The organism is uncultured Bifidobacterium sp. (genome assembly GCF_959020155.1).
GTDB lineage: Bacteria > Actinomycetota > Actinomycetes > Actinomycetales > Bifidobacteriaceae > Bifidobacterium.
In genome coordinates, this window is the sequence record NZ_CAUERC010000042.1 from 1 (window position 1) to 9,792 (window position 9,792).

The 9,792-nt window shown below is 64.8% G+C and carries 9 protein-coding genes; 6 read left to right on the forward strand and 3 right to left on the reverse strand.

The genetic code is table 11. The features are described 5' to 3' along the window. Positions 1-206: 206 nt before the first annotated feature. From Q5H31_RS07720 to Q5H31_RS07730, 3 genes are all read right to left on the reverse strand, one after another. Complete coding sequence (locus Q5H31_RS07720; RefSeq protein ID WP_032684901.1) at positions 207-638, reverse strand: ribbon-helix-helix domain-containing protein; 432 nt, start codon at positions 636-638, stop codon at positions 207-209. Between the two features lie 75 nt (positions 639-713). After that, complete coding sequence (locus Q5H31_RS07725) at positions 714-2,873, reverse strand: type IA DNA topoisomerase (protein ID WP_302457648.1); 2,160 nt, start codon at positions 2,871-2,873, stop codon at positions 714-716. A 113-nt stretch (positions 2,874-2,986) separates the two neighbouring features. Then, positions 2,987-3,280 (reverse strand): hypothetical protein, encoded by a 294-nt coding sequence (locus Q5H31_RS07730; RefSeq protein ID WP_007054354.1) that lies wholly within the window; start codon positions 3,278-3,280, stop codon positions 2,987-2,989. 184 nt (positions 3,281-3,464) lie between these two features. Here Q5H31_RS07730 and Q5H31_RS07735 point away from each other — a divergent pair, with 184 nt between their 5' ends. The 6 genes from Q5H31_RS07735 (at position 3,465) to Q5H31_RS07760 (ending at position 9,713) form a co-directional block, all read left to right on the forward strand. Beyond that, positions 3,465-3,863: a hypothetical protein gene (locus Q5H31_RS07735; protein WP_069483845.1), complete on the forward strand. Its 399-nt coding sequence runs from the start codon at positions 3,465-3,467 to the stop codon at positions 3,861-3,863. After that, positions 3,860-4,819 (forward strand): hypothetical protein, encoded by a 960-nt coding sequence (locus Q5H31_RS07740; protein ID WP_007052703.1) that lies wholly within the window; start codon positions 3,860-3,862, stop codon positions 4,817-4,819. The genes Q5H31_RS07735 and Q5H31_RS07740 overlap by 4 nt, the downstream gene beginning before the upstream one ends. Next, positions 4,816-5,901: a CHAP domain-containing protein gene (locus Q5H31_RS07745; RefSeq protein ID WP_007057144.1), complete on the forward strand. Its 1,086-nt coding sequence runs from the start codon at positions 4,816-4,818 to the stop codon at positions 5,899-5,901. Before Q5H31_RS07740 ends, Q5H31_RS07745 begins: the two co-directional genes overlap by 4 nt. A 157-nt stretch (positions 5,902-6,058) precedes the next feature. Continuing rightward, positions 6,059-6,769 carry a hypothetical protein gene (locus Q5H31_RS07750; RefSeq protein ID WP_213344807.1) on the forward strand — a complete coding sequence of 237 codons (711 nt, stop codon included), beginning with the start codon at positions 6,059-6,061 and terminating at the stop codon, positions 6,767-6,769. A 25-nt stretch (positions 6,770-6,794) separates the two neighbouring features. Next, on the forward strand, positions 6,795-7,880 hold the full coding sequence (locus tag Q5H31_RS07755; RefSeq protein ID WP_302457649.1) for an antirestriction protein ArdA: 1,086 nt from the start codon (positions 6,795-6,797) through the stop codon (positions 7,878-7,880). Between the two features lie 15 nt (positions 7,881-7,895). Continuing rightward, complete coding sequence (locus tag Q5H31_RS07760) at positions 7,896-9,713, forward strand: hypothetical protein (protein WP_302457650.1); 1,818 nt, start codon at positions 7,896-7,898, stop codon at positions 9,711-9,713. The last annotated feature ends 79 nt before the right edge of the window (positions 9,714-9,792 follow it).

Here is a 9,792-nt window from a genome sequence, read left to right on the forward strand (position 1 = left end):
CCGTCTAGCTTGCTTACCTTCGATTTGATGGGCATCTCCATGTGGATGTCCATGGACATATCCATGTGGGTGTCCATAGACGTGTCCATGTGGGTGTCCATGGACATATCCATATGAGCGCATAGGAAAACGCATGAGGGTGGATGATCGTTCGGGGTGATGCCTTCTTCCACGAATGGGAAGGGGCTCTTCCTTTTTTTGGAATGTCATCTTCCCGCATCCTTCGTCTTGAGCTCCTTGAGGAGCATCGTCGCGTTGTCGCGGATGCTCGCGTCCGTGAGCGGGGAGAGCTCGTCCGCATAGGAGCGGCAGAGGAGCGCGTACACCCGTTCCCGCACCCAGGCGCTGCGCGCGATGCCCAGCTTGAACGCGGCCCGGCACAGCATCTCGTATTCGTCGCCGGTGAGCATGACATTGAGCTGGCGTCCCCGCTTCAGCGGATGTTCGGGGTCGGGGTCGGTGCGGTACACGTCGTTCCAATCGGTGGTGCCGGGGGCGAGTTCCGTGTAGCTGAACGGCTGGATGGCGTATCTCACGAAACGGGATTTGGGTATGCCCGTCTTGGCGGAGGCCTCGGCAAGCAGATTGAACAGCTCCCGGTCCATGAGGACCCGGAAGGCGTGGCTGTATCGTCGCATGGTTTCATCGTCTCCTTGGTCGTTGCCGTGCCCGGCGCGGCATGGCGCGTCGGGCACGGATGGTTGGCCGGTTGGTCAGCGGTCGAAGTCGAACGCCGTGCCGCGTAACTTGTCGATGCGGATGGCCGCGTCGAACTTCTTCCCGGATTTGGATGTGAAGCCCTTCAGCGTGACGGTCTGTCCCGCGAGGAGCCTGCGTGCGGTCTGGTCGGTGATGGTCTTGCCCGCGAGGCTCGCGTACATCTTCCATCCGCATCCCTCGACGGCGATCCACTTGCCGTCCTTGGTCTTCTCGCTTTTGTTCGTGGAGCATTGCCACATCCGGCCGGTTTTCCTGACCGGCTGGCCGCAGCGCGGGCAGTCGCCCCAATCCTGCGCGTCGGTGTTCGTGGTTCGTGTGACGGCATCGGCCTTGAGGTTCGCGGTCGCGTCGGCGGGGATTCGCAATGCCTCCCGGTGGAACATGTCCATCACCTCAGACGGGCCTCGTTTGCCGTGTTCCACGTCGGACAACGCCTGTTCCATCCGTGCGGTGAGCAGCACGTCCTTCAGTCGTGGCTCCACCACGTCGGTGAGGCGTTCGCCTTCCGTGGTGGCGTGCAATTGCCGGCCCTTGCGTTCCACGAGTTTGGAGCGCACGAGCTTTTCGATGGTGTCCGCGCGGGTGGCTGGCGTGCCGATGCCGCCGGAATGTGATTCGTCGTCATCGAGTGCCGCCTTGAGGCTTTTGTCCTCCACGCACCGGCTCGCGTGCTCCATCGCGGCCAGCAGCGTGGCCTCGGTGAACGGTTTGGGCGGCCGGGTCTCGCCTTCCTCGACCGTGACCTTCCCGACCGGGCGAATGACGCCGCCTTCCGTGAGGTTCGACGGGATCACGTTCCTTCCTCCCGCCGGGTCTGCGGTTTCCTCGTCTTCCGGTTCGGGCCCGCGGCCGGTTTCGACGGCCTTCCATCCTGCGGATACGGTCTCGTCGGAACGGCTGGAGAACTCCCTGTCGGTGTCGTCGGAAAGCCGGGCCTTCACCTCGGTGACGATGTGCACATGGTCGTCGCCCACGGCCTCCCACATGCGACGCACGATGCGTGTCATCACCTTGCGCTCGTCATCGTCCAGGCCTTCCAGCTTCCCGGCGTCCAATTGCATGGTCGGCAGGATCGCGGTGTGGCCGGCCACCTTCGCGTCATTGACGGCCAGCTCCGGGCGCGGGTGTCCGGGTATGCCCTCGCGGGTGACGAACCCTTGGGCGAGACGGCCGGATTCGAGGAGCGCCGTGAGCGTTTCGAGGTCGTCATGCGTGATGTACCGGCTGTCGGTGCGCGGATAGGTGGCGAGTTTGAGTTCGTAGAGGTGCTGCAACGCCTGGAGCGTGCGCGCGGCGGTCATGCCGTACATGCGGCTCATGTCCTTCTGCAATCCGGTCAGGTCATACAGGCGGGGCGGCCGGTCGTTCACCCGCCTCCGGTTCACGGACATGATGCGGAAGCGGCCGTGTTCGGCCTGGCCGCACAGCAGCATCGCCGCATCCTTGCTGTCGATCCGTTCGCTGGAGAGCCGCCATCCGCCCATGTCCGCGATCACGGTCCAGAACGGCACCGGTTTGTGGTTCCTGATCTGCCGGTCGCGTTCCGCGATCATGGCGAGCGTCGGCGTCTGCACGCGGCCCACGCTGAACCGTGCGTTGTAGAGCAGCGAGTACGCGCGGCTCGCGTTCATGCCGATCAGCCAGTCCGCCTTCGACCTGATCTCCGCCGACCATGCGAGCCCTTGGTATTCGGATTCGGGTTTCATCGCCCGCCACGCGACCTGGATGGCCTCCGCCTCCAGGCTCGCCACCCACAGGCGCAGTTCCGGCTTGTGAGAGCCTTCCATGTCCGCGATGCGGCGGAAGATGGCCTCACCCTCGCGGTCGGGGTCGCAGGCGTTGACGAGGCAATCCACATCCGTTCGGCGGATCAGCCGCACGATCTGCCGGTAGCGGGAGCCGGCACCGCGCTCCTCGCTGATCTTCCACCGCCAATGGCCGGACGGGTCCACAGGCAGCGTGTCCAGACTCCATTTCCTCCAATCCCTGTCCTTGTAGTCCTCGGGCATGGCAAGGTCGATCAGGTGGCCCTGCGCCCATGTCACGAGCAGCTGGCCGCACTCATAGCATCCGTCCCTTTGGACGGGCGCGGCGCACAACGCCTGCGCGATGGCCGTGGCGACCGATTTCTTTTCCGCGATGACGAGCTTCATTCTTCGTTCGCGTTCCTTCCGTTTTTTGGGATTCCTTGATTCTTGTCCGACATGCGAGGACCGGCGCGGGAATCCCTTCCCGGCCGGCCCTGGATGGAAAGGCGTCGCCAAGGTCAGGCGGCGAAGCCGAGCAGCGGCGCGAACACGGCGGCGATGGCCAGCACCGCGATCAGCATGAGGATGACGCCGGCGATCCACGCGATGGCCGTCACCAGCGTGCGGCTCCAGGTCTGTCCGCCGGATTCCACGATCATCGGGCTGCCCATGCGTTTGCCGATGATCGCGCACACGCCCGAGGCGACCACGCACAGCAGCACGAGCACCACCTGGAGCATCCCGTTGAGCTCGACCAGCCACGTCCACAGGCCCATGAACCAGCCGGCGAGCATAGAGAGAAACGATTCCATTGATTTTCCTTTCACCTGATTGGAACGACGCTTCCGATTCTCGGCCGCAAAACGGCCGGCCACGGGGCACGGCGTCTACACGCCCCGCCTTCCGCCATGGGGAATGTAGACGCCATGCCCCGTGGAACGCGCGACGGGAAGGCAGACTCGCCTTGACGGAAAAACGAGCGAAAGGAAGATCGTCGTGGCGAACAACCAGAACACCATGCGCGACATGAAACGCAGCATCCTCAAGGCGGTGCGCGACAGCCAGAGGACGAAACAGGATGCGATGGACGAGTACGTGGCGGCGCGCGTCAACATCAAATCATTGGAGGGACGTCTGGAAGAGGCCCGCGAGAAGGCCACCCTGCTGCGCAGGAAGGCGAAGGACGCGGGAAACACCAGCGCCGAACTGAAAACGGCGGACGACCTCATAGACGCGCGGTGGACGGGGACGGAAGACGGGTCGGCGGAAGACGGGTCGCCCGAAAACGCGGATCCGGGAACCGTGAACCCCGAGCGGGAGCATCCGGCCATGGAAGGAAACACGCAAGGCGGCATGCCGGGCGAGCCGAACCGTTGGGAAGGCGGTGAATCGTGAACCGGCCGGAACCGCGTCCGCTGCCGAAACCGCTGCGCGTCCTGTGCCTGTTCGTCGCCGCGCTCCTCGTGTGCTCGCTGGGCGTCATCGTCGCCAACCACCAGCCGTCAACGGCCGGCGACGACCACGGTTCCGCGACGGACGCGAAACAGGAGTCCACGGGCAAAAGGAAAACGGATTCGGGCCCGCGACGGTACGCCGGCCTGGAGGCGGCGGGAATCCCGGTTCCCGGCGACTGGTCTCAGCGCACCACCGCGTTCCCCGTTGACACCCACAAGGACGGCACCCGCACGCTCTCCGAAAACGCGGACGGCATCACGCTGCACAATGGTTCCGGCCCGATCGACACCGCATTGGAAACGGTGGACGCGCTGCTCGATCCAAACGGCAGCGACGACGAATGGCGCAAGAACGTGTTCGCGCTGCTCGGCGACGACGGTGCCGGGGAGAGCCATCCGGTCTCCGACGCGCCGCGCTGGTGGTGGACCCAGCGCCGCTTCCACGCCGGATCCGTATGCTCGGGCCAATACGATGACAAGTACGTCAACTACGCCTACACCTGCACCTCCGACGGCAAATGGGAGGGCTCGGATACGGATGCCATCCAGTCCCAGCCGTTCTGGACGACGAAGGAAACCAGCTTCCCGATCCCGGAAGGCGGCGGACCGTCATCCACGACGGATCCGCAGCAGACCGTCAGCCAGGCGTACAACACCGTGCTCTTGCCGATGGACGACGGCAACTGGCACGTCACCGTCTACTGCCCGGCCGCGCTCGACGCGTCATTGCTGGACAAGGATGCCAACGAGCTCGACCCCGATCAGGTGAAGGCCGGCGACGAGGCGTACACGGTGATCTCCGCCACCGGATACGGCACGGTCCAGCATCCCTGCCGGACCGTGGAGGTCGTGGTCGGCGGGCAGAAGCCCTTCTGGTCGCTGAGGAACACGCAATGAGCCGGGCCAGCCGCCATCGGATCCTCGCGGCCATGCTCTCGGCGTGCCTGCTGTCCCTGCTCGGCGGATGCACGCCGTTGACCGTGCTCGCGGTCCTCGGCGGCTGCAAGGACGGCGGCTCCAACGGATCGTCGGGAGGCGTCACGGGAAGCGTCACGACCGGCGAGGTGCGTGACGGCATGACCATCGCGCAGACCAAGGCGTGGTTCAACGGATCCGACGGGCCCGACAACGTGTGCCAGGCCTATCCGGACGGGCAATGCACATGGTGGGCGTGCATGAGAGGCCATAAAATCGGATTGGACGTGGGCTCCTACTGGGGCAACGGCGGCGACTGGGCCGCCAGCGCCACCGCCGCCGGATGGAAGACCACCCGCACCGATCCCGTGGCCGGCAGCATCGTCAGCTACCCGCCCGGCGTGGCCGACGCGGACACCCTGTACGGCCACGTCGCCGTCGTCGAGGCGGTCGACCGGACGGCCGGCACCGTGACCATCAGCGAGATGAACGGGCGCGGCGGCCTGGGCATCGTCAACCACCGCACGCACAGGATCGACGTCGGCGCGGTCTACATCCTGCCCAACGGCAGTGTGTCCACCAATGGTTCCGCCGGCACGGATTCCACGTCATCCGGTTCCGAATCGTCCGATTCGTCGTCATCGTCCGACTCGTCCTCCTCTTCGGATCCGGTGGAGGCGGCATGGACGTGCTCCAGTTCCGACTCGGGCTCCACGGACGTGGTGGTGGACTACGACGGCGACGGCACCCACGCCACGCCGGAACAGGCCCGGGCCATCGCCCGGAAGATGATCGCCTCGTACAAGGACTGGGGAGACGGCGACTATGACGCGCTCGTATGGCTGTGGAACAAGGAATCGGGATGGCAGTGGAATGCCACCAACCCGAGCAGCGGCGCGTACGGCATACCCCAGGCGTTGCCCGCGTCGAAACTCGCCTCCGCAGGAGACGACTGGAAGGACAACGCCGCCACCCAGATCAAATGGGGATTGAACTACATCGCCGGCCGGTACGGCAGCCCCAGCGCCGCCAAGACGTTCTGGCTCGCCCACAACTGGTACTAAGGAGCGGGACACGTAAAGGGACCGAGCATCAAATCTCGGCGGAATCATCTGCCCCGTAGACGCCATGCCCCGCGCGACCGCCCGTATGGGCTGATGATCGGAGCCATGCCCGCCGGACGGCGCGGCACCGATCATCCAAGGGAAGGAAGGACGCATCATGCTGATGGAACCCGACGAATACACGCCCCAGGAACGGGCCCTGACCGACAAGGCGAAGGAGCTGATCGAGCAGCACGAGCTCGACTGGGGCAACGGGGAATGCTTCATCCAACGCGACGCCGGCCACAGCGAACTGTACATGACGCTGGAGGCCCCCAACCACGCCACGGTCACGGTCACGGTGCCGGCCGAGGCGGACGAGAAGGGGCTGAGGCGCGCCATGGCGGACGGGCTCCTCGACTTCGACCCCGACGAGGAGTTCGACGAATGCTGGTCCCGCGAGTTCGCGGCACGCAACGGGTTCACGCCCTCCGGCTTCCTGTCCGGCCTCCAGGAAGACAAAGCGTATTTCGGTCTCCGATCTGAGGCGTTGCTTCATCCCGGTCAAAGCAACGCCGGGCAAGGCAACGAAACGATTGCGGAGATCCGCTGGACGGAGGAGGACCTTCGGCACTGGCTGAAAGACCATGACTGGCCCGACAACAACGAGAACATGGACGCGATGCGCGACATGATCTCGGCCAGGGAATTGCGGGACCGCAGCATCGAGGAGGGATGGGAGATCATCGACGCGATGGTGGACGACGGCCGGCTCGCCCGCAAAGACGAAGGCGAGAAGGCCGAAACGTCCGAAACCCACGATCCCGCGAACCCGGCCGACCCGTTGAGCATTGCCGATACGTCTGCCTCGGCCGCAGCCACACGATAAAAGACCCGAGCGAAGGAGCATCATCATGGCCGGATTGAAGGACTACCAGATCAGCGTGTACGTCGCCAACCTGGGCAAATACGTGGAGGGCGCGTTGCAGGGCGCGTGGATCACGCTGCCCATGCCCGCCGAACGCTTGCAGGACACCCTGAAGACCGAGGTGGGATTGGGCGGCCGGTACGAGGAGTACGCGATCCACGACTACGAGGGCGGGGAAGGACTGCTCGCCACCGTGGCGAATCCCGGCGAATACGAGTCGCTGACGGACCTGAACCTCATGTGCCGCGCGTTCGAGGCGCGCGAGGACGACGACCCGGACGTGTACGAGAAGGTGCAGACGGTCCGCGACGATCTTGACGCGGTCCCGCGCACCCCGTTGCAGTACGCGAACCTCGCGTTGAACTCGGACGAGATCCCCTATCACTCTTATGATGCGCCGTCCTCGGCCGAATCGAAGGAGGCGAAGTATGCCTGGACCGCCGTGAACCAGGGGTGGGCATCGGATGCCGTGTGGTCCATGTTCGATACGGGGCTCGGCTATCTGATCGATATGGAGATGTACGGCCGGGACCTCACGCTCGACGGCGATGTGTCGCTTGGCGACAACGGCTATCTGGAGGACGCGGACTGGCCGAGCGATATCGACGGCCGGTACTCGCGCGAGGAGATCGCCGAGGAGGTCGAATGGCTGGATGATTTCGACGCGAAGACCGGTTCGCCGGCCGCGTTCGACCTCGCCTCGCTCGTCCAGCCGGGCGAACGCATCGCGGACTACACGATTTCCGGCACCGGCACGAACTGGGGAGCCCCCTCATACCAGTGCATCGTGGAGGAGGGTTCCACCGATATCCATGCCGCGCTTGAGGACACGATGCACCGGATCATCGACGCGCGCGCCGCTACTGGCGACGCCGTGGACGTGCTGCGCGAGACCATGGGCGCAATGCCCGCAGCGTCCGTCGGCGAAGACGACGGCGTGAGCCCGATCGACCTTGATCTGGGATATGTGCTGCCCGGCGCCGTCACCTCGTTCGCGGAACGCGCGCAGGCGTGCGACCCCTCGGACCCGCTGAATATGACCGATACGGCCGGTTCCGGCCTTTCCAAGTGAGAAAGGGCGAGCGAGATGGCCTTGACGCCTTTTGACATGGAGGGTGTGAACCGCGACCTGCTCGCGGCCGGGAATCCCGCCAAGCCCGACATGCAATCCATCCTGCGCAGGAACGCGCGCGATCTCGTGCTGGGGAACGCGATTCTGGTCTCTTCCGTCGATGCCAAGGAATTGGAGTTCGGCGTCCACATGGCGTATTCCGACGCGGACGGCGGCTTCGACACCGATCCGAGCGAGGACGTGTGGTTCGAGGCGTCCTCGCTCCCGATTCCCAATGAACGCCCTGATCTGCCTCCCGACAACGCGCTCAGGATCAGGGTCACGGACGTGCTGACCGAATACGGGTTCACGGACATTGACGTGAAAGCCCCGGACAGGACGCCGGAAGGCATCTGGATCGGTTTCGAGGCCATGCAGCCGGTCAGGCTCGACGTGACCTCGGCCCAGGAAGGGCGTTCCGTTTCCCTCACCCTGACAGCAGCCGAAGCCAACGATTGGCGTTCCGGCCGTCTCGACGCGCACGGCCTCTCACGCATGGCCGTCGAACGTGTTCTCGCCAGACCGGGCGACACCGTGACCCTCGCATACGGGGATCCGTGGTATCGGCCGGCGGTGATGTGCGACGGTTCGGGAAGGCTTCCCGAGCATCGCGTCAAGGCCGGTATCGGCACGTTCGTCATCGGCCGTGAAAGCGAGGCGGTCATGCCCGAGATACTGCGGATCGACCGCACTGTTGACCCACGAGACCCGCTCGTGATCGAAAAGGCGTTCGGAAAGGAGAACGACATGGAGAACGGGAATGTCCCCGAATACTGGAAAGGCCTGATGGACGAGGCCGATCTGCCGTTGGCGGGCATCGTGCGCGAGCACGGCGGCGGGTTGATGGACTTCCACCGCATGAAGGGCATCGAACGCCTGACCGGTTCGAGTGACTGGGATTTCTACTCCTGGACGGTGGAAAATTACGACGATGACCTGCTCGACGTGTGCGAACGGGAGAACGCCGCCGACGTGCTCGCCGACTTGCAGGCATGGTGGAAAACGAGCCAGCCCGACATGCGGCAACACGTGGACGAGATGATGGCGGGCATCGACGCGGCCATGGAACCGCTCGACAAGCGCCTGTACGCCGCCGCCGAAAAGGAGTTCAAGGAGCGCTCGTTGGACCCGGACGGGGAATGCTACCAATTGGACGGCGGCACGTTCATCTCCCAGGAATCATTCGACGGCATCTGCGGCGACCAACGCGACCGCTACATGGCATGGAAGAACCAGGCCGAACCCGCCAGACTCGTGAGCGCATGGGACGACCCCGCGCGCCTGGACCGGCTCGTGGGAGACGCGATCGACGCGGACGATGGCGGCGGATGCTTCTACACCGACGCGCAGCCCATCGACTACACGCAGGGCATGGATTACAGCCCACAGCAGCTGGCCGCAGACAGCGGGCTGGGAGATACGGTCCCGCTGGCGTGTGAGTCCAACGCTTCCTACAGCCTCGCGCACCACCCCGATATCAAATTCACCGCCACCGGGTCTCCCGACGGCAGAAAGGCACTGGAGGTCTCGGCTCCCGGTTCCGCCCGTCATGCGCTGATCACGGCCAAACCCGGAGCGTTCGACGTGAGCCTGCATGACGAGCGCGGCATCGTGTCCGGCGAATCCTTCCCTTACGAGGCAAACGATTTCTGGACGTACCGGCTTTCCGGCCAGGCGTTGCGCGGCGCGCTGGACCTCGCCGTCGGCTGGGCCGACCCACAGGAAACGTCTCCTGAGACCGCAGGGCTCGACCTCGCGTTGGATGACGGCATGGAAACGACACACGGACGATAAAGCGATTCTGCCGGCGTATGCGATCCGGCCGGCACGTTGAACCTTGACCAGGCATCGCCGTACGGCATGACCCGGTGAA